Source organism: Nocardia shimofusensis NBRC 100134, assembly GCF_001613125.1.
GTDB classification, from domain to species: domain Bacteria; phylum Actinomycetota; class Actinomycetes; order Mycobacteriales; family Mycobacteriaceae; genus Nocardia; species Nocardia shimofusensis.
This window is the reverse complement of the sequence record NZ_BDBT01000003.1, coordinates 115,873-137,954: the sequence shown is the minus strand read 5'-3', so window position 1 is coordinate 137,954 and position 22,082 is coordinate 115,873. Positions and strand designations below refer to the sequence as shown.

Here is a 22,082-nt window from a genome sequence, read left to right as displayed (position 1 = left end):
GTGATGGCGATCTCCCCTGACATCGAGTGCTCTCGCGCGGCGCGGCGCGCGTTGCCGGTCACAGGCACGATAGCCCGGTCCGGCGCGGGCCGGGAGCGGCGGTGTTCGCAGTAGCGAGAACCGCTGCGGAGGAAGGGCAGACGGGGAGGACGGCATTGTCGCCCCAGGCTGCTAGCATCCCCGTGCATGGGGGTCTACGGCATCGACCTGGGCACAACGAACTCGGCTATCGCGCGGATCGACGCCGACGGCCGGCCCGAAGTACTGATCGGCATGAACGGGGAACCGACGGTTCCCTCCGTCGTGCTGTTCGCATCCGCCTTCGATCACCTCGTCGGTGAGGGCGCCCGGCGCCAGGCCCGGCTGGACCCCGAGCACGTGTGCGCGTTGGTCAAGCGTCGGATGGGCGACGCGGACTGGCGGTTCACCGCGCACGGCCAGATGTGGTCCGCTCCCGCGGTTTCGGCGCTGATCCTCAAGAGCCTGGCCGCCGACGCGGAGTTCTCCGGCGGTGAGCCGGTGCGGCGCGTGGTGATCACCGTGCCCGCCTATTTCGGCGACGAGGAACGCAAGGCGACCATCCAGGCGGGCACCTATGCCGGCTTCGATGTCGCGGGCGTGCTCTCCGAGCCGATCGCCGCGGCCTTCTCCTACGGTTTCGGCAAGCTCGACGGCAGCATCGACATCGGCAAGTCCGGCGCCAGGGAGACGGTGCTCGTCTACGACCTCGGCGGCGGCACCTTCGATGCCACCGTCATCGAGCTCGCCGACCGGCGCATCTCGGTGCTCGCCGTGGAGGGCGATCACCAGCTCGGCGGCGCCGACTGGGACGAACGCATCGCGCTGCACCTGTCACAGCGTTTCTGCGCGGAACATCCCGATGCGGAGGACCCGCTCGATGATTCGGCCGGTTCCCAGATGCTGGTACTCGCCGCCGAACGTGCCAAGCACGACCTCACCGACGCCGAGAGCACCGAGGTCGTCGTCGCCCACGACGGCGCCCGCTCGGTGATCACCCTCACTCGCGCCGACGTCGAGGCGATGACCGCATCGCTCCTGCGCCGCACCATCGACCTCACCCGCGACTGCCTGGCCGAGGCCGCCGAACGCGGTGTCGCCCGAGTCGACCGGCTGCTGCTGGTGGGCGGCTCCTCGCGGATGCCGATGGTGGCCCGTGGGCTGCGCGAAGAGTTCGGGCTCGACGGCGAACTGCGCGATCCGGATCTGTCGGTGGCCAGGGGCGCGGCGCTCTACGGCGAGAAACTGGAGATGGAACGGCTCGTTCTCGCCGATCTGGTGACCAGGGGCAGACTGCGCGCCGGCGGCGCTCTCACCGAGGCCGCGCCCCCCGATCTCGAACAGGCCGTGGCCCGGGTGGCCGCCTCGTTCGGCCAGCCGGTGAGCGTGGTCCGGCGCATGCTCGAAATCCAGGTCGACACCGTCGTCTCACGCGGTTTCGGTGTGCTGGCGCTGGATTCGCACTACGGCCTGGCAGCCGCCTGGCTCGTGCATCGCAATCAGACGTTGCCGGTGCGGGTGCGCCGGTCGTTCGGCACGGTGCGCGCAGACCAGGATCAGATCGAGCTCACCATCGTCGAGCAGCAGGGCCAGGCCGAGTCGATCCGGCCGGAGGACACGAAAGTGCTGGTGGAGGGGAGGATTCGCGGCATTCCCCCCGGCTATCCGGCGGGCAGTGAGGTGCGGGTGACCTTCGAGATGGGTTTCGACGGCGTCCTGCACGTCACCGCGCACCACGTGGACGCCGACATGCCGCTGATCCTGTCGGCGCAGACCGGCGCGACGTTGTCGCAGGCGGATGTCGCCAGGGAACTCGAGCAGTTGCAGCGCTCCCGGCGGCGCGACACCTGACCGACATGCAACCCTTCGATCCGAACGACTACCGCAAACGGGTGCTGGCCGCGGTCGAGCGCCGCGGCGGCATCGAGCATTCCGATGCCTTCGAGCTCTACGACATCCCGCTCGAGCTGGCCGAGACTCTCACCGACGCCGAGGTGGCCGCCCGGGTGACCGAGGTATGGGGGTTCTGGCAACGCCAACGCGACCATCCCAAGTACCGGGTGCTCGTCGGATTGCTCGTGGACAACCACGAACGGCTGTCGTATCTGCTGCTGGACGTCTCCGCGCGCCGAGCCGAGGCACTGCGCATCCGGCGCGAACGCGAGGAGCGCGACGCCGAGCGGTTCGCGATGCTCGACGCGGCCATCGCCCGGCTGGTCGAGCGCCACGGCGGCGTGCCTGCGGGCAAGGTCGCCGGTCTGGAGGAGATCGGCGCGATGGGCGGGCTCGCTCCCGCCGAAGTGGCGGGCCGGTTGCGCAGGCATCGCGTCGTCGAGGACGCCTCGACCACCGCTCAGCCGGCGCCGACCCTGCTCACCGAACAACGCCGCACCCAGATCCGCCGTCTGCTGGCGGAATGGGCCAAGCTCGTCGACGGGCCGCCTACCCCGACCCTGCTCGCGCTCATCGGCCTCGACCCGACCCGCGCCGGGCACACCGAGGAGATCCGGTTGCGTGCCGACGCCTTGCGCGCGCGGGCCAGGGAGCTCCCGCCGGGGCGGATGCGGGTGGTGCTCGACGAATTGCTCGTGCACGTGGGAGATCTGCTGGAACCCGGCGCGGACGTGGCCGAGGAGTATGTGGTCTCGGTGGTGTCCGACGTGGCCGAACGGCTCCGGCCGAAGGTCAGGGCGGCCGTGCTCGTCGAGGACGAATTGGCCGGCGAGGACTACGATTTCCTGCTCGAGGAGGCCGTCGAGTCCGGTCTCGACCCGTCCGGTGCGGCCATGGTTCTCGAGGAACTGGCGCGCGAGCTCGGCGCACGGGTACGCGCGGGTACGCCACCGCCGCTCACCCCGCCCGGCCCTGCGCCCACGCCGGTCACCGGCCCGGCTCCGGCGGCTCGCCACGAATGGATGGAGCCGCTGAAGGCCGCCCGCGCCGCCCTGCGCGCGGGCCGTCCGCAACAGGCGGCCCGCCACATCGCCGACGCGCGCATGCTCGACACCCACCGCGACGGCACCACCCAGATCCGCTCGGTCGCCGACGATGTCGAGCGGGTGCTGGCCGAGGCGGCGAGCTGGTGGCGCGCCGCGACGGCCGCCCGTGCGGCCAATCGGTACGCCGAAGTGCTCGACCTGGTCGACCGTCTGCGTCATACCGCCCTGGACGTGCCCCCGCCCACCGGCTACGACGTCGGCCTGGAAGCGTTGGGCGCGGAGGCGAAAGCCGCTGTCGCCGAGGCCGATCGGCTCGTGGGCACCGCGGCGGCTGCCTCTCCGCTCGAACGCGCCCGCCTGCTGACCCTGGCGCTGACCCGCTGCGCCGACCACGTGTCGGCGACCCGCCAGCTGGCCGACACCCCCGTGCCCGCCCCGACCGGCGTGACGACCAGACGGCTGCCCAACGGGTCGGTCCTGGTGACCTGGTCCGCGCCGAGCACCGAACGCGCCGACTACCGCGTCACCTGCCTGCGGCCGGACGGTTCCTGGCGCGTCGTCGGCCGCACGAACAGTACCGAGATCGAAGACGGTGGCGCCCCTGCCGACGACATCCCCGTCTACGCCGTCGCCACGGCGATCGGCGGCCGCTACTCCGAGCCGGCTCGCTCCGACGCCGCGCCCCGCCCAGCCACCGCCCGCACCGACATCGCGTCCCCCTCGGCGTCCACCGGCCGCATCGATGACACCCGCTTCCCGCGCCGGTCGTCCTCGGACCAGGTCGCGCCTGCCTCCGCGGCGACCACGGCTCCGTCGCAGATGCCGAAACACTCCGCGTGGGAGTCCACCGCGGCCGAGCACCACGGCGAGGCGACCGCACCCGTCCCGGCGTGGGCGGCGCAGGGCGCGGCGGCCCCTGCCACGAGCGATCTACCGCGAGCGGATCCGGTCCCCGACGATCCGATGCCCGGCGGTATTCCGGTCGTCGCGCACCTGGCCGAAAGCGGCGGGCTGCTCGTCTTCGACTGGCCCGTCGGGGTCACCGAGGTGATGGTCGTCGTGCGCGCGGACCGGCCGCCGCTGACCCACGACGAACCGGGCGCGCGTGCCTGGAAGGTCACGAACATGCGGTATCAGATCGACGGCGGCGTCACCGTCCCGGCGGACCTGCCCCGCCCCTGCCACGTCGGGGTCGCCTCGTGCAGGCGCGAGCCCGACGGCCGGCTGCGGGTCGCCCCCGGTGTCGCGCCGTCCGCGCGTATGCACTGGTCACACCCCGCCTAGCGAGTGCGACGTCCGGAACCTGGGCGGCGCGCTCACCGGACCGACCGGGCGAGATACCGCCGCGCGAGGCGACGTAGCGAGGCCGAGTCGGACAGATCCACCCGGCCACCGCGAACACCACCGCCTCGGACGCGGAGTTCGCCGCGCGCGGTGGGGCGGAGGAACGGGCGCCGTCGATGTGACAAGGTGGAGCGGGTGATACCCAAGTTGATGGCGGTGAGCGACATTCACGTCGGCCACCAGGGCAATCGGCCGGTCGTGGAACAGATCCGGCCCGATTCGCCCGAGGACTGGCTGATCGTGGCCGGTGACGTGGGAGAGAAGACCGAAGAGATCCGCTGGGCGCTGGGGCTGCTGCGGGAGCGGTTCGCGAAGGTGATCTGGGTACCGGGCAACCACGAGTTGTGGACCACGGCCAAGGATTCGGTGCAGATGCACGGGGTGGCTCGCTACGACTACCTGGTCTCGATCTGCCGCGACCTGGATGTGGTGACGCCGGAGGACCCGTTCCCGGTGTGGCGCGGCGCGGGCAGCGAGGCGTACGGCGGCGCGGTGACGCTGGTGCCGATGTTCCTGCTCTACGACTACTCGTTCCTGCCCGAGGGCGCGTCGAGCAAGGCCGACGGCCTGGCCATCGCTCGCTCGCGCAATGTGGTGGCCACCGACGAGTTCCTGCTCTCACCCGACCCGTATCTCACCCGTGACGCCTGGTGCCACGACCGTGTGCAGGTGACCCAGCGCAGGCTAGACGGACTGCCCGAGGGCACGCCGGTGGTGCTGATCAACCACTTCCCGCTGGTGCGCGAACCCACGGACGTACTGTTCTACCCCGAGTTCGCGCTGTGGTGCGGCACGGTAAAAACCGCCGACTGGCATACCCGCTACAACGTGGTCTGCTCGGTATACGGCCATCTGCACATCCCGCGCACCTCCTACTACGACGGCGTCCGCTTCGAAGAGGTCTCGCTGGGCTATCCGAGGGAATGGCAGCGCCGCGGCCTGCCCGACCGGTTGCTGCGCCAGATCCTGCCCGTCCCGGAATACCCGCCGGGCGCGTTGAACAAATGGGGCGGGCATTTCACGCTGACACCCGAGATGGAGGCCGCCGCGGCCGAGATGCGCGCCAAGGCCCAGCGGCGCCGGGGCGTGTGAGTGGGGCCGGCCCGGTGAGTGATCCGCTGGACTAGGCTCGTCGACGATGATCGAGAACATTCTGCCCAGCGGGGTCGCCGCCGCCGAGTTGCTTGACTTCCCCGACGACCTGCGCGCGCATCCGGCCGAAGAGCACCTCATCGCCAATGCGGTGGAGAAGCGCCGTCGCGATTTCATCGGGGCCAGGCACTGCGCTCGTCAGGCCATGGAAGCGCTCGGTGAGAAGCCGGTGGCGATCGGCAGGGGCGAGCGGGGGGCGCCGGTGTGGCCGCGCGGGATCGTCGGCAGTCTCACCCACTGCGACGGATACCGTGCCGCGGCGCTCGGGCACAAGCTGCGCTTCCGGTCGGTCGGTATCGACGCCGAACCGCACGACGCGCTGCCTCCCGGCGTCCTCGATTCGGTGAGTCTGCCGCAGGAGCGCGAGTGGCTGCGCGACACCGATTCCGGGCTCCATCTGGATCGTCTGCTGTTCTGCGCCAAGGAAGCGACCTACAAGGCCTGGTTCCCGCTGACGACGCGTTGGCTCGGTTTCGAGGACGCGCGCATAAGCTTCACCGTCGAGGAGTCGGGTGAGGCGGGGGCGATCTCGGGGGCGGGCACTTTCCGCTCCGAACTGCTGGTGCCGGGGCAGGTCAACGACGGCGGCACCCCGCTGACCTCCTTCGAGGGCCGCTGGCTGATCACCGACGGGCTGATCCTGACCGCGATCGTGCACGACTGATGGCGGCGGCGAACGCTCCCGCCCGACGCGTCGACGTGCTCGGCGGACTGCTCATCGTCGACAAGGACGGCGGGCTGACCAGCCACGACGTGGTCGCGCGCTGCCGCAAGATCCTCGGCACCCGCAAGGTCGGGCACGCGGGCACCCTCGATCCGATGGCCACCGGCGTGCTGGTGCTCGGCGTGGAGCGGGCCACCAAGCTGCTCGGCCTGCTCACCCTGACCACCAAGTCCTACACCGCCACCATCCGGCTGGGCAGCGCCACCACCACCGACGACGCCGAAGGCGATGTGCTGAGCACGACCCCGGCGACTCATCTCACCGACGCCGAGATCGCGGCCGGAGTGGCCGCGTTGACCGGCGAGATCCAGCAGGTGCCCGCCACGGTGAGCGCCATCAAGGTCGGCGGGGAACGCGCCTACGCCCGGCACCGCGCAGGCGAAGAGGTGAAGCTGGCGGCGCGGCCGGTCACGGTGTCGCGCTTCGACATTCTCGCCCGCCGTGACCTCCCCGGCGACGCGGACGCGGGCGGCTCGGGCGGTCAGGGCGCGGTCGACCTGGATGTCACGGTCGAATGCTCCTCGGGCACCTACGTGCGCGCGCTCGCCCGCGATCTCGGCGCGGCCCTGGGCGTCGGCGGACACCTGACCGCGCTGCGGCGTACCCGGGTCGGTCCGTTCACCCTGGAGCACGCCCGCACGCTCGGCGACCTCGCCGACGATCCCGTCCTGAACGTGGACATGGACGAGGCCGTACGCATCGCCTTCGCGCACCGGACGATCGACGACGACCAGGCGCAGTCGCTGCGGGACGGCCGATGGCTCGACCCGATCGGGATGAAGGGCGTGTACGCCGCACTGACCGCCGACGGGACCGCGATCGCGCTGCTCGAGGAGAAAGGCAAGCGCGCCGCACCGGTCTTCGTGGTGCGCCCGCGCGGCCTGGTCGACTGACCGCCCGCTCAGGCGGTGCGGGTGACCGCTCAGCTGGTGAGCCAGATGGCCTCGGCCGCGGGCTTGCCGAGGTCGACCGCGGTGTCCGCGCCGCCGATCAGCACCGCGATCGTCCCGGCGTAGTCGCGGCGCTCGACCACCTCGATGACGGTGTCCAGCGCGATGCCGACCGAGTCGAAGTAGCGCAGCATGTCCGGATCGAAATCGGAGATACGGGCCACCCTGCCGTGCTGGCCCGCCGCGAACTCGCTGAGCTGGCGCGCGGGCGGGGTGGGCACGTCACCGTCGACGGAGGGGATCGGGTCGCCGTGCGGATCGCGGTCGGGGTAGCCGAGCTTGGCATCGATACGGGCCATCAGCAGCTCGGAGACGGCGTGCTCGAGCACCTCGGCCTCGTCGTGCACCTCGTCCCAGCCGTAGCCGAGCTCGTTGACCAGGAATGTCTCGAGCAGCCGATGCCTGCGCACCATCGCCACCGCCGCCCGGCTGCCGTGCTCGGTCAGCGTGATCGAGCCGTACCGGGCGTGCTCCACCAGGCCCTGATCGGCGAGCTTGCGCACCGCCTCGGAGACGGTGGACGCCGAGACGCCGATGCGCTCGGCGAGCAGCTTGGTGGTGACCTTCTCTTCCCGGGACCACTCCCGAGCGGTCCAGATGACCTTCAGGTAATCCTGCGCGACCGAGGTCAGATCCGGTGCGACCGTCGTGACACCCTCGACCGTGGCGTCCGTCGCGACCGTAGCGTTCACGGAGGCGTCGTTCAGCTCGCGGCGGGTGGCGACATCTCGTTTACCGGGCACATCTGCGAGCTTAGGCATTCTGCCGCCGTTGCACACATCCCCGTGGCGAGTTCACCGGCCGTATACGACACCGGAAGCGACATGTGACCCGGCGTGTGACATCGGCTGGCCGGAATATTGTTCACGGCCCGGTTTGCGTAGGCTTCGCGTGTGCAGAGATGGCGAAGTCTCGAGGATGTGCCCGCGGACTGGGGCCGCTGCGTGCTCACGATCGGCGTTTTCGACGGGGTGCACCGTGGCCACGCGCAACTGATCGGCAGAGCGGTGAAATCGGCGGCCGCGCGCGGCGTTCCGGCGGTGTTGATGACCTTCGATCCGCACCCGATGGAAGTCGTGCGACCCGGTTCCCATCCCGCCCAGCTGACCACGCTGACCCGACGCGCCGAGTTGGTCGAGGAACTCGGCATCGATGTGTTCTGCGTGATGCCCTTCACCACCGACTTCATGAAGCTCACTCCCGGTCGCTACGTGCACGATCTGCTGGTCGAACGGCTGCACGTCGCCGAGGTGGTGGTGGGTGACAACTTCACCTTCGGCAAGAAGGCGGCCGGCACCGTGGCGACCATGAACGAGCTGGGGCAGCGCTTCGGCTTCGAGGTCGACGGGGTCAAGCTGGTCGGTGAGCACGCGGTCACCTTCTCCTCCACCTATATCCGCGCCTGTGTCGACGCAGGCGACATGCGTTCGGCCGCCGAGGCGCTGGGCCGCCCGCATCGCGTCGAGGGCGTGGTGGTGCGCGGCGACGGACGTGGTCGCGAACTCGGCTACCCCACCGCCAATGTCGCGCCGCCGATGTTCGCGGCCATCCCCGCCGACGGGGTCTACGCGGGCTGGTTCACCGTGCTCGGGCCGGGCCCCACCATCGGCACCGTCACTCCGGGCGAACGGGCGATGGCGGCCATCTCGGTGGGCACCAACCCCACCTTCTCCGGCCGCGCCCGCACCGTCGAGGCCTACGTCATCGACGGCAAGGCCGACCTGTACGGCCAGCACGTGGCTGTCGACTTCGTCGAGCACCTGCGCGGTATGGAGAAGTTCGACGGACTCGATCAGTTGATCGAGGCGATGGGCCGCGACGTGGACAACGCGCGCCGCGTCCTCTCCGAGTGACGAGCCCGCCGGGGGCCGCGGAGGTACCGGCGGACCGGCTCCGGTAAGGTGGCTCCTCGGGTCTGCTGCGGTCTGCGGTGGCTGCCCGCCCGGGATTCCCCGGTGACATTCGAGCGCGGAACTGAGAAACAGGAGTGGATGCCCCATGGCGCTGACCACCGAACAGAAGTCGGCCATCCTGGCCGAGTACGGCCTGCACGAGAAGGACACCGGTTCCCCGGAGGCGCAGATCGCGCTGCTGTCCAAGCGGATCGCCGACATCACCGAGCACCTCAAGCAGCACAAGCACGACCACCACACCCGCCACGGTCTGATGGCGCTGATCGGTCGTCGCAAGCGGCTGTCGAAGTACCTGGCCGACAACGACATCGAGCGCTACCGCGCCCTGATCGAGCGCTTGGGTCTGCGCCGCTGAACCTGCTCTGTGCGAGCCGGTAGGTCGATAGCCAACGGGGAGACGTACACTCTTCCCCGTTGGCTATTCGTGTTGGATGGGTAGACGCCCTTCCGGCAGTAACAACATGTGCACAGCCGTAAGCACCCGTCGCGTGGCGTCGGTCTTCGGTAGTGGCCTTTCGAGCGGATATCGACGACCTCGATGATTTCGCCCGGCGGGCTTCGATCGATGACCGCCTCCGCGTCGCCGTTCCCAAGGGGGAACTGGCCGGGTGCGCGCGTCGTGGCCACGAGGGTCACCGCGCGACCGTGCCGGATACGGCTGACGACAGCCGGATCGTCCGGCGTCCCGAGAAGTCTCGGGGCGTCTCACCACGATCCGGCGAGACGAGAGGTTGAGAGAAGAAAAGATGACGCAGACAACTGAACGCAAGTCTTCGGCCGTCGAGGTCGAGCCGGGTGTCTTCGAGTCGGTCGCGCTGATCGACAACGGCAGCTACGGCACCCGCACCGTGCGCTTCGAGACCGGCCGCCTGGCCCGTCAGGCCGCCGGTTCGGTCGTGGCCTACCTGGACGACGAGAACATGCTGCTGTCGGCCACCACCGCGGGCCGCTCGCCCAAGGACCAGTTCGACTTCTTCCCGCTGACGGTGGACGTCGAGGAGCGGATGTACGCCGCGGGGCGCATCCCGGGTTCGTTCTTCCGTCGTGAGGGCCGTCCCTCCACCGACGCGATCCTGACCTGCCGCCTGATCGACCGCCCGCTGCGCCCGTCGTTCGTCGACGGCCTGCGCAACGAGATCCAGGTCGTGGTCACCGTGCTGAGCCTGGATCCGAACGATCTGTACGACGTGGTGGCCATCAACGCCGCCTCCGCCTCCACCCAGATCGCCGGTCTGCCGTTCTCCGGCCCCGTCGGCGGCGTGCGCGTCGCTCTGATCCCCGACCAGAATGCGCACTCCGCAGGCTCCGCGCGCGGTGGCCAGTGGGTCGCGTTCCCGACCGTCGAGCAGCTCGAGGGCGCGGTCTTCGACATGGTCGTCGCGGGCCGGGTCGTCGAGTCCGGTGACGTCGCGATCATGATGGTCGAGGCCGAGGCCACCGACAAGGTCATCGAGCTGATCGAGGGCGGCGCGCAGGCGCCCACCGAGGCCGTCGTCGCCGAGGGCCTCGAGGCCGCCAAGCCGTTCATCGCCCGGCTGTGCCGCGCGCAGGCGGACCTGGCCGAACTGGCCGCCAAGCCGACCGGTGAGTTCCCGCTGTTCCCGCCCTACGAGGCCGATGTGTTCGAGGCGGTCGAGGCCGCGGCCAAGGCCGACCTGGACCAGGCGCTGAGCATCGCCGACAAGCAGACCCGCGAGGCGCGCACCGACGAGATCAAGCTCGCCGTGCTCGACGAGCTGGCCGACAAGTTCGCCGGCCGTGAGAAGGAACTGGGCGCGGCATTCCGCTCGGTCACCAAGAAGCTGGTGCGCAAGCGCATTCTGACCGACGGCTTCCGCATCGACGGCCGCGGTCTGGCCGACATCCGCGCGCTCTCGGCCGAGGTGGCCGTGATCCCGCGTGCGCACGGTTCGGCGCTGTTCGAGCGTGGCGAGACCCAGATCATGGGCGTCACCACCCTGGACATGGTCAAGATGGCCCAGCAGGTCGACTCGCTCGGCCCGGAGACCAGCAAGCGCTACATGCACCACTACAACTTCCCGCCGTTCTCCACCGGTGAGACCGGTCGCGTCGGCTCGCCCAAGCGTCGCGAGATCGGCCACGGCGCGCTGGCCGAGCGGGCGCTGATCCCGGTGCTGCCCAGCCAGGAGGAGTTCCCCTACGCCATCCGTCAGGTCTCCGAGGCGCTGGGCTCCAACGGCTCCACCTCGATGGGTTCGGTGTGCGCCTCCACCCTGTCGCTGCTCAACGCCGGTGTGCCGCTGAAGGCGCCGGTCGCCGGTATCGCCATGGGCCTGGTGTCGGACACCGTCACCAACGACAAGGGTGAGTCCGAGGTCCGCTACGTCGCGCTGACCGACATCCTCGGCGCCGAGGATGCCTTCGGCGACATGGACTTCAAGGTCGCGGGCACCCGCGACTTCGTCACCGCGCTGCAGCTGGACACCAAGCTCGACGGCATCCCCTCGCAGGTGCTCGCCGGTGCGCTGAGCCAGGCGCACGACGCCCGCACCACCATCCTGGACGTGATGGCCGAGGCCATCGCCACCCCGGACGAGATGAGCCCCTACGCGCCGCGCGTCACCGCGATCAAGATCCCGGTCGACAAGATCGGCGAGGTGATCGGGCCCAAGGGCAAGGTCATCAACCAGATCACCGAGGACACCGGCGCCAACATCTCCATCGAGGACGACGGCACCGTGTTCGTCGGCGCGACCGACGGCCCGTCGGCGCAGGCCGCGATCGACGCGATCAACGCCATCGCCAACCCGCAGCTGCCGAAGGTCGGCGAGCGCTTCCTGGGCACGGTCGTCAAGACCACCGCCTTCGGCGCGTTCGTCTCGCTGCTGCCGGGCCGCGACGGTCTGGTGCACATCTCCAAGCTGGGTCAGGGCAAGCGTGTGGCCAAGGTCGAGGACGTGGTGAACGTCGGCGACAAGCTGCGCGTGGAGATCGCCGACATCGACAACCGCGGCAAGATCTCTCTGGTCCCGGTCGAAGAGGCCGCCGAGGAGCCCGCCGCCGCGGATGCCGTCGACGCCGGAACCGAGTAGCACTTGTCCTCGAGCACGATGAAACCGAGCAAGACGAATCTGTGAGCACGAAGAAGACGACGGCCCCCCTGCTTGCGCAGGGGGGCCCGGTACTCCCACGGGAGGTCGGCGAGGCGGTGGACACCGGCGTACGCCGGACGGTGCTGCCCGGCGGCCTGCGGGTCGTGACCGAGCACGTACCCGGCGTGCGGTCGGCATCCATCGGGGTATGGGTCGGCGTGGGCTCGCGCGACGAGGGCCGCACCGTCGCGGGTGCGGCGCACTTCCTCGAGCATCTGCTGTTCAAGGCGACGCCGACGCGCTCGGCGCTGGAGATCGCGCAGGCGATGGACGCGGTCGGCGGTGAGCTCAACGCCTTCACCGCCAAGGAACAGACCTGTTACTACGCCCACGTGCTCGACGAGGATCTGCCGCTCGCGGTGGACATGGTCTCCGACGTGGTGCTCAACGGCCTGTGCCGGTCGGTCGATGTGGACGTGGAGCGGCAGGTGGTGCTCGAGGAGATCGCCATGCGCGACGACGATCCCGAGGATCTGGTCGGCGACGCCTTCCTGACCGCGCTGTTCGGCGATCATCCGATCGGGCGGCCGGTGATCGGGTCGGTGGAGTCCATCGAGTCGATGACCGCCGCCCAACTGCGCGGGTTCCACCTGCGCCGCTACCGCCCGGACCGGATGGTCGTCGCGGTGGCGGGCAATGTCGAGCACGAGCACACCGTCGAACTGGTGCACCGCGCCTTCGCTGATCGCCTCGACCTGTCGGCCGAGCCGGCGCCGCGGCGGGAGGGGACCTTTCGCGGGCGGGCCGTGCCGGAGCTGCGGCGCAGCTTCCGCGACAGCGAGCAGGCGCACCTGGTGTTCGGGGTGCGCGCGTTCGGTCGTCACGAGGCCCAGCGGCGCTGGCCGCTGTCGGTGCTCAACACCGTCGTCGGCGGCGGACTCAGTTCGCGGCTGTTCCAGAGCATCCGGGAGGAGCGCGGACTGGCCTACTCGGTGTATTCGAGTGTGGACACCTTCGCCGACACCGGCGCGTTCTCGGTGTACCTGGGCTGCCAGCCGGAAAACCTCGGACAGGTCGCGGAGCTGGCGCGCGGGGTGCTCGAGGAGATCGCCGAGCACGGCGTCACCGATGCCGAATGCGCCCGCGCGAAGGGCTCGCTGCGTGGCGGGCTCGTGCTCGGTCTGGAGGATTCCGGGTCGCGGATGAACCGGATCGGGCGCAGTGAGCTCAGCTACGGCAATCACCGCAGTGTGTCCGAGACACTCTCGCGCATCGATGCCGTGACCACCGAGGAGGTCGCCGCCATCGCCTCGACATTGCTGTCACGGCCGTTCGCTGCCTCGGTCACCGGACCGTACCGGCGGACCCGAGATCTGCCTGCCGCGGTCCGTCGCCTGGTCGCCTGAGCGGGCGGGGCGATACCACCCGGGGGCCGTTCCCCGCTGCCGCGATACCGTGGCGGCCGGTTCCTGGCCTGTCCTCGCGCGGGGACGGCCCCTCATCGGTAGAGGAGATCGGATGATCCGAATCGGACGAGTCGTTCGCGCGGCGGGTGCGCTCATGATCGTGACAGCGGTGGCGGGTGCCTGCGCCGACGGCGCCGCCGACGATTCCGCCGGGTCGGCGGGATCGAGCGAGGCCGCCTTGCGTACGGCCGCGCAGCAGTGGTCGCGGGCCATCGCCGAGGGCGACTATCCGGCGGCCTACCGATTCCACTCGGCGCGTTGCCGGCTCACGCTCGGCCAGGAGGCGTACGTCGAGGAGATGTCGCAGCGATACGCGGGCCGGGACCTCGGCGCGTCCGAACCGGACATCACCGTGGCCGTCACCGGCGATACCGGGCAGGTCACCGTCCGGCACACCGACGAGCGGGCGGGAGAGGACGACGCCGAGCCCGCCACGTGGAAGTACGTCGACGGAACCTGGCGATACGACACCTGCTGAGCGGACAGAGGCGTCAGTCCCGATGCGCGCGGTTGGCCGCGCCGACCACCGAGGCCAGCAGGCCGGGCAGCGCGGTTTCCAGGTCCTCGGTGCGCAGACGCTGGCAGGTGTTTCCTTCGATGACGACCCGCTCCACCAGACCGGCCTTGTGCAGGATCTTGAAGTGATGGGTGGCGGTCGATTTGTTGATCGCGTCGTAGAGGGCGCTGCAGCGCACCGCGTCACCGGCGTTGCTCAATCTGCGCACCATCTCCAGGCGGACCGGATCCTGGAGCGCGCCCAGCACGGTGGGCAGCGCGGCGACGGGCGGTGCGGGTTCGGGTTGCGCGTCGGTCATGCGATTCTCCCCGGTGGTTTGACGATCATCGAACCAAATGTAACCTGGGTTTGATCTACATCAAACTTACCGGATGGGGAGCGTCGATGACAGCGTTGACGACAGTGGTCGACGATCGGCCCGCCACGCAGCGATGGGCCTACGGACTGGTGCTGGCGGCCACCGGTGTCGCTCTCGGCGTCTCCGGCGTGCCCGCGCCGCTGTACGGCCTCTACGAACAGCAATGGCAACTGTCGCCGTTCACCACGACGCTGGTGTTCGCGGTGTACGCGCTCGCCGCGCTGGCCGCGGTCCTGGTGTCGGGGCGGATCTCCGACGTCGTCGGCCGCAAGCCGGTGCTGATCGGCGCCTTCGTCGTCCTGATCGCCGGACTCGCGGTGTTCCTGCTCGCCGACTCGGTGCCGATGTTGTTGCTGGCCAGGGCATTACACGGTCTCGCGGTCGGCTCGACGGTGGTGGCGGGCGCCGCGGCGCTGCTGGACCTGCGCCCGCGGCACGGTGCCCGGTCCGGGCAGTTGAGCGGCGTCGCCTTCAATGTCGGTATGGCCGTGGCGATCCTGGGCTCGGCACTGCTTGCCCAGTACGCGCCGCACCCGCTGCGCACGCCCTACGTCGTGATCACCGTGCTCTGCCTGGCCGTCGGCGCCGGTGTGCTGATGCTGCGCGAACCGCACGGCGCGCGCGTTCCCGGCGCCATTCGTATCGCGAAACCTGCCGTGCCGCAGGAGATTCGCGCCGACTTCTGGTTCTCGGCGATCGGCGTGATGGCGGCCTGGTCGGTGCTCGGCGTATTGCTGTCGCTGTATCCCTCGCTGGCCGCGCAGCAGACCGGCATCCACAATCTCGTCTTCGGCGGTGCGGTGGTCGCCTCGACGGCGCTGTCCGGCGCTGCCGTGCAGTTGGTGGCCCACGGCGTCCCCGCCCGTCGCGCCGCCATCATCGGCGACACCGGCATGGCCGCCGCGCTGCTGCTCACCGTGCCCGCGCTCGCCACCCACAGTTGGATCGCGGTACTCGGCGCGGGCATCGCCCTCGGCGCCACCTTCGGCCTCGGTTTCGGCGGCTCGCTGCGGCATCTGTCGGAGGTGGTGCCCCAGCACAAGCGCGGGGAAACCATGTCGGCCTACTACCTGCTCGCCTACTCGGCGATGGCTCTGCCCACGGTGGCGGCGGGCTGGGCCGCCACCACCTGGGGCATCGAGCAGGTGTTCCCGTGGTTCATCACGCTGGTCGCGGTGGCCTGCCTGGGAGCGGCCGGGCTCGGCCTGCGCCGCAACCGGATCGACGCCGTCGTGCGCTGACCGCCCCTGTGACGGCCGACCGTCACCCACGGTCGTCGAGCCAACCCCGGCGGTCGGAGGGACACGGGCCTCGTGGACCGGGCACCGCGGCGGTAGCGTGCGGCGTATGAGGATTCGAGGCGCGGTTCTGGAGCGGATCGGGGCGCAGGCTCCGTTCACCGAGTCACGGCCGATCAGCGTGTGCGATCTGGAACTCGCGGAGCCGGGGCCCGGGGAGTTGCTGGTGCGTATCGAGGCGGCCGGGCTCTGTCACTCGGACCTGTCGGTGGTGGACGGCAATCGGGTCCGGCCGGTGCCGATGCTGCTGGGGCACGAGGCGGCGGGCCGGGTCGAGGCTGTCGGTTCCGGCGACAGCGACATCGCCGTCGGGCAGCGGGTCGTGATGACCTTCCTCCCGCGCTGCGGGGACTGCGCCGGTTGCCGCAGCGAAGGGCGGATGCCCTGCGTGCCGGGCAGCGTCGCCAACAACGAGGGGGTGCTGCTCAACGGCGGCAGCCGGTTACGGCGCGACGGCGAGCGGGTGCATCACCATCTCGGGGTCTCCGCGTTCGCCACGCACGCGGTGGTCGATCGCCGCTCGGTGGTGCCCGTAGACGACGATGTGCCGCCGGAGGTGGCGGCCGTGCTCGGCTGTGCGGTGCTCACCGGCGGCGGCGCGCTGCTGAATTCGGCGAAGCCGGGGCCGAACGACCGTGTGATGGTGGTCGGTCTCGGCGGCGTCGGCATGGCGGCGGTGCTGGTCGCGGTGTCGCTCGGCGTACCGGAGGTGATCGCGGTCGATACCGTGCCGGAAAAGCTGGCATCGGCAAGGGAATTGGGCGCCACCGCCGCCTATACCCCGGCCGAGGTCACCGAGAAGGGCGTGCAGGCCGAGGTGGTCGTCGAGGCCGCGGGCAATGTGCGCGCCTTCGAGACCGCCGTCGGCGCGACCGCCGCGGGCGGCACCACCGTCACCGTCGGCCTGCCCGCCCCGGACGCGCGGGCGAGCATCTCGCCGCTCGCACTGGTGGCGCAGGGCCGCTCCATCGTCGGCAGCTATCTGGGTTCGGCGGTGCCTTCGCGCGACATCCCCGCCTACGTCCGCCTGTGGCGCGCGGGCGAGCTGCCGGTCGAACGCCTGGTGTCGGCGCACATCGGACTCGACCAGATCAATCGGGCGATGGACGAACTCGCGACGGGGCACGCCCTGCGCCAGGTGATCGTGTTCGACTGACTCGAACGCGCCGTTCCAGCGTTTCCCGATACGCCGGGCACGGCGGCTCCTCGCCCCGATCGGGAGCGGGGCCGCGTTCGTCGTGCACGGGCGCTCGATAGGCTTTGCGGCGACACCAGCGATACGAGGAGGTGCGGTGACCATTCGGGTCGGAGTGCTGGGAGCACGCGGGAAAGTCGGACAGGAGATCTGCGCGGCGGTACAGGCGGCGGACGACCTGGAACTGGTCGCCGAGGTCGACAAGGGCGACGCGCTGGAGATCTTCATCGAGTCCGGCGCCCAGGTGGTGGTCGACTTCACCCATCCCGACGTGGTGATGGGCAACCTGGAGTTCCTGGTGAACAACGGCATCCATGCCGTCGTCGGCACCACCGGCTTCGACGCCGCCCGCCTGGACGAGGTGCGCGACCGGCTGTCGGGTAGCCCGAGCACCGGCGTGCTGATCGCGCCGAACTTCGCCATCGGCGCGGTGCTGTCGATGCGCTTCGCCGAGCAGGCGGCCCGGTTCTTCGACTCGGTCGAGGTCATCGAGTTGCATCACCCCAACAAGGCCGACGCGCCCTCCGGTACGGCTTACCGCACCGCCGGGCTGATCGCCGAGGCCAGGCAGCGCGCCGGTGTCGGGCGCAGTCCCGACGCCACCACCACCGAACTCGAGGGCGCGCGCGGCGCCGATGTGGACGGCGTCCGGGTGCACTCGGTGCGCCTGGCCGGGCTCGTCGCCCACCAAGAGGTGCTCTTCGGCACCCAGGGCGAGACGCTGACCATCCGCCACGATTCGATCGATCGGTCTTCCTTCGCTCCCGGCGTGCTGCTCGGCGTCCGCGAGATCGCGAAGCGCCCCGGGCTCACGGTGGGCCTCGACCCGTTCCTCGATCTGTGAGCCCCCGGAAGCCGTCGGTCCCGCACGGATCCGCCCTGGTCTTCGCCGAGGCGCGCCGGTGAGCCCGGCGGAGGGCTCCGGCGACGGCCGCCGGAGCGCCAAGACCGTCGCGTTCATCGCGATGCTGGTCCTGGCACTGGCGTTCTACTTCCTACTGCTGGGCCGGATGGCGTTCGCCCTGCTCACCTCCGGTGAGGTCGCCGGCGCTGCCATCGGCGTCGGTGTACTGCTGCTGCCGATCCTCGGCGTGTGGATGGTGGTGGGCTCGATACGCGCCGCGCTCGCCCACCAGCACCTGGCCCGGCGCATGCACGACGAGGGGCTGGAACTGGATGTTTCCGAATTGCCGCGCAGGCCGTCCGGACGCATCGAGCGCGTCGCCGCCGACGAATTGTTCGCGCAGGTCAAGCGGGAATGGGAGGCCGACCCGGACAATTGGCGGGTCTCCTACCGGCTGGCCCGCGCCTACGACTACGCCGGCGACCGCTCGCGTGCCCGTGAGACCATGCGCCGCGCGGTCGCCCTCGAGCGGCTGGAACGCGAACACGGAGCCCGCGACCAGGAGGGCCGGCGACAGGAAGACCGGGAACAGGAGGACTGAGCGATGGCGAGGCTGCTGATCGTCCACCACACCCCGTCTCCGCACTGCCAGGAAATGTTCGAGGCGGTGCTGGCCGGGGCCACCGATCCCGAGATCGACGGGGTGCAGGTCGTCCGGCGTCCGGCGCTGACCTGCTCGCCCGCCGACTTCTTGGCAGCCGACGGTTATCTGCTCGGCACCCCCGTCAACCTGGGGTACATCTCGGGGGCCCTCAAGCACGCCTTCGACAGCGCCTACTACCAGATCCTCGATTCGACGCGGGGCAGGCCGTTCGGGGTCTGGCTGCACGGCAACGAGGGCACCGAGGGAGCTCAGCGCGCGCTGACGGCCATCACCACCGGTCTGGGCTGGGAACAGGCCGTCGACACCGTCGTGGTCTCCGGCGAGCCGGACAAGGCCGAGGTGGAGGCGTGCTGGAATCTCGGCGCGACCGTCGCCGCGACACTGATGGGGTGACCCGGTCGACGCATGCTGACCGAACATGTTTGTTCGTGAACCGTCATACTGCAAGTTGACATCATAGGGTGTCGACAGGCGTGCAGAGGATGGGAGCGTGTGGTGAGTTCCGTTGTGGGGAAGCGATATCGGATCGCGTTGGTCGAGGATCACGAGTCGGTCGCGATCGGATTGGCCGCGATACTCGCCGGTGAACCGGACCTCGAGGTGGTGCATTCGGCGCGCACGGTCGCCGGGCTGCTCGAGCGGACCGGGCGCGAGCTCGACCTGGATCTGGTCATCCTCGATCTGCGGTTGGCCGACGGCTCCGCCCCCGAGGACAATGTGCGCACGCTGCGCGAACGCGGTGCGGAGGTCCTGGTGTTCACCGGCGCCGAGAATCCCTTCCTGGTGCGCTCGGCCGCCAAGGCCGGTGTGCTGGGGGTGCTGCGCAAGTCCGAGAGCGCGGAGACGGTGGTGGCGGCGGTGCGCCGGGCCGCTTCCGGGGAACAGGTGGTGACCACCGACTGGGCGGCCGCCATCGACGGCGACCCGCAGCTCTCCGATGTCGGGCTCAGCCCGCGGCAGGAGGAAGTGCTCACCCTCTATGCCTCGGGGGAGAAGGCGTCGAGGGTGGCGCGGATGACCGGGCTGTCGGAGCAGACCGTCAACGATTACCTCGGCCGCATCCGCCAGAAATACGCCGACGCCGGAAGGCCCGCGCCCACCAAGACCGATCTCTACAAGCGCGCCGTCGAGGACGGATGGCTGCCGGTTCCCGAGCGAGCGCCGCGCGGATGACCGCGCCCGCGGACACCCGTACCCTCGGCCGGGCGCCGATGTGGCAGTGGTTGTCGCGGCAGTGGGAGTCGCGTCCGTTGCTGGGGATGCGCCCCGAACCCGCCGCGGACCGGATGGTGCGGCGGTTGGCTCTGGCGGTCGGGTGTGCGGGCCTGATCGCGGCGGTGCTGGACCTGCCCAAGCTGCTCGAGCACTTCTCGGCGCTCAGCGGCTGGGCGACGGCGGCCTCGATCGCCGCCTTCGCGCTGTTCCCCGTGCTGGCGGCGGTGGCTGTGATCGGCTCGGTACGGTTCGTCCGGTCGATGGCGGGTGCCACCGCGGTGAGCTATCTCGCGGCCGCGACGCTGGTGTCGGTCGGTTTCGACCAGACGGTGCCCGAGTCGATGGCCACCTGGATGTTCCGGGTCTTCTCGGTCGGCGCGACCGCGGCCTCGCTGGCCTGGCGTCCCTGCCCGGCCATTGCCTACATGCTGGTGGGCAACGTGGTGCTCGCGCTCGGGAGCCTGTCCGTCATCACCGACCCTTCGGTGTCGTGGTATTTCGGGGTGCTCTTGCGCTCCATCGGGCTGTGCGCGCTGTTCATGTGGTGCTCGATCTACGCTCAGGCGGGCGCGGCCGCCGTGGACAGAGAGGCGGCCCAAGCGGGCGCTTGCGCCGCCCGAGTCGCCGGCGCAGCCGCGCGCGACAGGGAACGCGCCCGCTTCGCCGCGCTGATCCATGACGCCGTGCTCTCGACCCTGCTCGACGCTTCCCGCGCGGGCACCGAGTCGCCGGTGCTCCGCGATCAGGCCGCCCGCACCCTCGAACAACTGGACGCCCTGCGCGGGGGTACCGGCGGCTCCGAACGGTTCGACGCCCACGCGGTGAGCACGTTCCTGATCGCGGCGGTGCGCGAGGTGGACCCGGACCTCGCCGTCGAGGTGAGCTGCGATCCCGGCGGCGAGGCCCTGCGGATGCCGGTCGACACCGTGGGCACCGTGACCGCGGCCGCCGTCGAGGCGGTGCGCAACAGCCTGCGGCACGCGTCGGCGGGTGGTCGCGTCGTCCGGCGCGGGTGCGCCCTGACGGTGGACCGGACCGGGGTACGGGTGCGGGTGGACGACGACGGCGCCGGATTCGACCCGCACAAGGTGCCGGTCGACCGCCTCGGCCTGAGTGTGAGCATCCTCGGCCGGATGCGCAGTGTTCCCGGCGGCGCCGCCGAGATCGTCTCGCGTCCCGGGCAGGGCACCGCGGTCACGTTGAGTTGGACCGCTCGACAGGAACACTCGGCCCCGCAGGCGCTGATCGACCTGGCGCAATCCGCCGACCGACAGGACATGGTCGACTCGCTCCCGGTTAGCGATTCGGCCCGGCCGGCTGATCGGGATCCGCTCGCGCGGGACCGGGGACGTGCGCTGACTGTGCCACGGGAGGGAGTATGACCAGCGAATCGGCCGTGGACGGGAGTCTGCGCGAACTGCTCCATCTGCGCGGTCGGGGGGCCTGGCAGTTCCTGGTGTTGTTGCAGGCGACTCTCGGGCTGTACACCCTGCACAATTTCGGCACCATCCGGTTGATCCCTGCGGTGATGGTGCTGGTGCTGATCGCCGTGGCGGGCGCGATCGTGGTGCTGGTCGAGCAGGAGCCGCTGCCGTGGCGGGCGTCGCTGTCCGTGATCGTGGCGGTGCTGATCGCGACCACGCTGAGCCGCAGTTTCCCCCGCGAGGGCGCGGTGGTCACTCCGGCCACCATCTTCGCCGCGTTCTATGTGCTGGCCATTCTGGTGTTGTGCGGCCGGTTCTGGGTGGCCTGGGGCGGTGTCGCCGGAGTGATGCTGGTGGTGTTGCTGACCGACCTGGCCGGGATCGACAGTCCGTTCACGGCCACGGATGTGCCGATGATGACCGTCGCGGCGGTCTCGGTGGCGGTCGCGATCATGGGTCCGACCCAGCGCTCGCTGCGCTCGCTGCGCACCGAGGCGACCGTGCGAGCGGCCGCCGAGGCCACCTTGGCCGCCGAGAACGCCGAACGCGATCGGCAACTGGCCGAGCTGGACAAGGTCGCGCGCCCGATGCTCGAGCGCATCGCCGAGGGCGCCGACCTGGACCCGGGCGAGCGGGAACAGTGCCGGTTGCTGGAAGCCGAACTGCGCGACCGGCTGCGCGCGCCGCAACTGGCCACCGACGAGATCGGCCGCGCGGCCCGTATCGCCCGCTCCCGCGGGGTCGAGGTGGTGCTGCTCGACGACGGCGGTTTCGCCGGCGTCGCGCGCACCGTCCGTGAGCAGGTCTTCGCGCTGGCCGTCGAGGAACTCACCGCCGCCGAATGCGGGACCGTCACCATCCGGGTACTGCCTCCCGCTCGCAGACTGCTGGCCACCGTCCTCGTCGACGGCGGGTCCGTCGACCGGCGCACGGACATCGATCGGGAAGGCCGGTCGACGGTCAGCACCTGAGCCGGCCGGGAATGTCGGTGGGGCGTGGCAGAGTTCG

20 protein-coding genes are annotated in these 22,082 nt (G+C 70.4%); 18 read left to right on the top strand and 2 right to left on the bottom strand.

All coding sequences use genetic code 11. The features are described from left to right. Nucleotides 1–186: 186 nt before the first annotated feature. The 5 genes from NS3_RS04390 to truB all read left to right on the top strand — a co-directional run bounded on the left by NS3_RS04390 (nucleotide 187) and on the right by truB (nucleotide 7,070). Entirely contained in the window at nucleotides 187–1,869 is a 1,683-nt protein-coding gene (locus NS3_RS04390; protein WP_067853906.1) for an Hsp70 family protein, read from the top strand. Nucleotides 1,870–1,874: 5 nt separating this feature from the next. After that, nucleotides 1,875–4,241, top strand: a complete 2,367-nt coding sequence (locus tag NS3_RS04385; RefSeq protein ID WP_067853903.1) for a SaeA-related protein — start codon at nucleotides 1,875–1,877, stop codon at nucleotides 4,239–4,241. Between the two features lie 195 nt (nucleotides 4,242–4,436). Next, nucleotides 4,437–5,393, top strand: coding sequence for a metallophosphoesterase family protein (locus NS3_RS04380; RefSeq protein WP_157101163.1), 957 nt, complete (start codon nucleotides 4,437–4,439; stop codon nucleotides 5,391–5,393). A gap of 46 nt (nucleotides 5,394–5,439) precedes the next feature. Beyond that, the gene (gene npt / locus NS3_RS04375) at nucleotides 5,440–6,117 is read left to right on the top strand and encodes a 4'-phosphopantetheinyl transferase Npt (RefSeq protein ID WP_067853898.1); all 678 of its coding nucleotides are present in this window, start codon (nucleotides 5,440–5,442) and stop codon (nucleotides 6,115–6,117) included. Beyond that, nucleotides 6,117–7,070: a tRNA pseudouridine(55) synthase TruB gene (gene truB / locus NS3_RS04370; protein ID WP_067853895.1), complete on the top strand. Its 954-nt coding sequence runs from the start codon at nucleotides 6,117–6,119 to the stop codon at nucleotides 7,068–7,070. Before npt ends, truB begins: the two co-directional genes overlap by 1 nt. Before the next feature lie 29 nt (nucleotides 7,071–7,099). On the opposite strand, the gene NS3_RS04365 is transcribed toward truB, so the two are convergent. Next, on the bottom strand, nucleotides 7,100–7,888 hold the full coding sequence (locus tag NS3_RS04365) for a metal-dependent transcriptional regulator (protein WP_084495065.1): 789 nt from the start codon (nucleotides 7,886–7,888) through the stop codon (nucleotides 7,100–7,102). A gap of 132 nt (nucleotides 7,889–8,020) precedes the next feature. Here NS3_RS04365 and NS3_RS04360 point away from each other — a divergent pair, with 132 nt between their 5' ends. The 5 genes from NS3_RS04360 to NS3_RS04340 all read left to right on the top strand — a co-directional run bounded on the left by NS3_RS04360 (nucleotide 8,021) and on the right by NS3_RS04340 (nucleotide 14,037). Beyond that, complete coding sequence (locus NS3_RS04360) at nucleotides 8,021–8,980, top strand: bifunctional riboflavin kinase/FAD synthetase (RefSeq protein WP_067853892.1); 960 nt, start codon at nucleotides 8,021–8,023, stop codon at nucleotides 8,978–8,980. A 145-nt stretch (nucleotides 8,981–9,125) separates the two neighbouring features. Continuing rightward, the gene (rpsO, locus tag NS3_RS04355; RefSeq protein ID WP_067853890.1) at nucleotides 9,126–9,395 is read left to right on the top strand and encodes a 30S ribosomal protein S15; all 270 of its coding nucleotides are present in this window, start codon (nucleotides 9,126–9,128) and stop codon (nucleotides 9,393–9,395) included. A 391-nt stretch (nucleotides 9,396–9,786) separates the two neighbouring features. Then, a complete protein-coding gene (locus NS3_RS04350; protein WP_067853888.1) occupies nucleotides 9,787–12,093 on the top strand; it encodes a polyribonucleotide nucleotidyltransferase in 2,307 nt (768 codons plus the stop codon). Between the two features lie 68 nt (nucleotides 12,094–12,161). Next, the gene (locus NS3_RS04345; protein ID WP_067854536.1) at nucleotides 12,162–13,499 is read left to right on the top strand and encodes a M16 family metallopeptidase; all 1,338 of its coding nucleotides are present in this window, start codon (nucleotides 12,162–12,164) and stop codon (nucleotides 13,497–13,499) included. A 112-nt stretch (nucleotides 13,500–13,611) separates the two neighbouring features. After that, entirely contained in the window at nucleotides 13,612–14,037 is a 426-nt protein-coding gene (locus NS3_RS04340; RefSeq protein WP_067853885.1) for a nuclear transport factor 2 family protein, read from the top strand. Nucleotides 14,038–14,050: 13 nt separating this feature from the next. On the opposite strand, the gene NS3_RS04335 is transcribed toward NS3_RS04340, so the two are convergent. After that, entirely contained in the window at nucleotides 14,051–14,374 is a 324-nt protein-coding gene (locus NS3_RS04335; RefSeq protein ID WP_067853882.1) for an ArsR/SmtB family transcription factor, read from the bottom strand. Between the two features lie 86 nt (nucleotides 14,375–14,460). Here NS3_RS04335 and NS3_RS04330 point away from each other — a divergent pair, with 86 nt between their 5' ends. The 8 genes from NS3_RS04330 (at nucleotide 14,461) to NS3_RS04295 (ending at nucleotide 22,045) form a co-directional block, all read left to right on the top strand. Next, a complete protein-coding gene (locus tag NS3_RS04330) occupies nucleotides 14,461–15,675 on the top strand; it encodes an MFS transporter (protein ID WP_067854533.1) in 1,215 nt (404 codons plus the stop codon). Nucleotides 15,676–15,781: 106 nt separating this feature from the next. Then, nucleotides 15,782–16,888, top strand: a complete 1,107-nt coding sequence (locus NS3_RS04325; protein ID WP_067853879.1) for an alcohol dehydrogenase catalytic domain-containing protein — start codon at nucleotides 15,782–15,784, stop codon at nucleotides 16,886–16,888. A 136-nt stretch (nucleotides 16,889–17,024) separates the two neighbouring features. Beyond that, nucleotides 17,025–17,771, top strand: a complete 747-nt coding sequence (dapB, locus tag NS3_RS04320) for a 4-hydroxy-tetrahydrodipicolinate reductase (RefSeq protein ID WP_067853876.1) — start codon at nucleotides 17,025–17,027, stop codon at nucleotides 17,769–17,771. 121 nt (nucleotides 17,772–17,892) lie between these two features. Next, nucleotides 17,893–18,372 (top strand): hypothetical protein, encoded by a 480-nt coding sequence (locus tag NS3_RS04315; protein ID WP_067854529.1) that lies wholly within the window; start codon nucleotides 17,893–17,895, stop codon nucleotides 18,370–18,372. 3 nt (nucleotides 18,373–18,375) lie between these two features. Next, the gene (locus NS3_RS04310) at nucleotides 18,376–18,828 is read left to right on the top strand and encodes a flavodoxin family protein (protein WP_067853873.1); all 453 of its coding nucleotides are present in this window, start codon (nucleotides 18,376–18,378) and stop codon (nucleotides 18,826–18,828) included. Nucleotides 18,829–18,930: 102 nt separating this feature from the next. Then, nucleotides 18,931–19,608, top strand: coding sequence for a response regulator transcription factor (locus NS3_RS04305; RefSeq protein WP_245649459.1), 678 nt, complete (start codon nucleotides 18,931–18,933; stop codon nucleotides 19,606–19,608). Further along, nucleotides 19,572–21,032: a sensor histidine kinase gene (locus NS3_RS04300; RefSeq protein ID WP_174550433.1), complete on the top strand. Its 1,461-nt coding sequence runs from the start codon at nucleotides 19,572–19,574 to the stop codon at nucleotides 21,030–21,032. The genes NS3_RS04305 and NS3_RS04300 overlap by 37 nt, the downstream gene beginning before the upstream one ends. Beyond that, the gene (locus NS3_RS04295; protein WP_067853867.1) at nucleotides 21,029–22,045 is read left to right on the top strand and encodes a DUF8320 family protein; all 1,017 of its coding nucleotides are present in this window, start codon (nucleotides 21,029–21,031) and stop codon (nucleotides 22,043–22,045) included. Before NS3_RS04300 ends, NS3_RS04295 begins: the two co-directional genes overlap by 4 nt. The last annotated feature ends 37 nt before the right edge of the window (nucleotides 22,046–22,082 follow it).

What these genes read in the sequence shown, in the direction of transcription:
- NS3_RS04390 (WP_067853906.1), top strand. Translation starts at nt 187, where the DNA reads ATGGGGGTCTACGGCATCGACCTGGGCACAACGAACTCGGCTATCGCG.
- NS3_RS04385 (WP_067853903.1), top strand. Translation starts at nt 1,875, where the DNA reads ATGCAACCCTTCGATCCGAACGACTACCGCAAACGGGTGCTGGCCGCG.
- npt (WP_067853898.1), top strand. Translation starts at nt 5,440, where the DNA reads ATGATCGAGAACATTCTGCCCAGCGGGGTCGCCGCCGCCGAGTTGCTT.
- truB (WP_067853895.1), top strand. Translation starts at nt 6,117, where the DNA reads ATGGCGGCGGCGAACGCTCCCGCCCGACGCGTCGACGTGCTCGGCGGA.
- NS3_RS04365 (WP_084495065.1), bottom strand. Translation starts at nt 7,888, where the DNA reads ATGCCTAAGCTCGCAGATGTGCCCGGTAAACGAGATGTCGCCACCCGC.
- rpsO (WP_067853890.1), top strand. Translation starts at nt 9,126, where the DNA reads ATGGCGCTGACCACCGAACAGAAGTCGGCCATCCTGGCCGAGTACGGC.
- NS3_RS04350 (WP_067853888.1), top strand. Translation starts at nt 9,787, where the DNA reads ATGACGCAGACAACTGAACGCAAGTCTTCGGCCGTCGAGGTCGAGCCG.
- NS3_RS04340 (WP_067853885.1), top strand. Translation starts at nt 13,612, where the DNA reads ATGATCCGAATCGGACGAGTCGTTCGCGCGGCGGGTGCGCTCATGATC.
- NS3_RS04335 (WP_067853882.1), bottom strand. Translation starts at nt 14,374, where the DNA reads ATGACCGACGCGCAACCCGAACCCGCACCGCCCGTCGCCGCGCTGCCC.
- NS3_RS04330 (WP_067854533.1), top strand. Translation starts at nt 14,461, where the DNA reads ATGACAGCGTTGACGACAGTGGTCGACGATCGGCCCGCCACGCAGCGA.
- NS3_RS04325 (WP_067853879.1), top strand. Translation starts at nt 15,782, where the DNA reads ATGAGGATTCGAGGCGCGGTTCTGGAGCGGATCGGGGCGCAGGCTCCG.
- NS3_RS04315 (WP_067854529.1), top strand. Translation starts at nt 17,893, where the DNA reads ATGCTGGTCCTGGCACTGGCGTTCTACTTCCTACTGCTGGGCCGGATG.
- NS3_RS04310 (WP_067853873.1), top strand. Translation starts at nt 18,376, where the DNA reads ATGGCGAGGCTGCTGATCGTCCACCACACCCCGTCTCCGCACTGCCAG.
- NS3_RS04300 (WP_174550433.1), top strand. Translation starts at nt 19,572, where the DNA reads ATGGCTGCCGGTTCCCGAGCGAGCGCCGCGCGGATGACCGCGCCCGCG.
- NS3_RS04295 (WP_067853867.1), top strand. Translation starts at nt 21,029, where the DNA reads ATGACCAGCGAATCGGCCGTGGACGGGAGTCTGCGCGAACTGCTCCAT.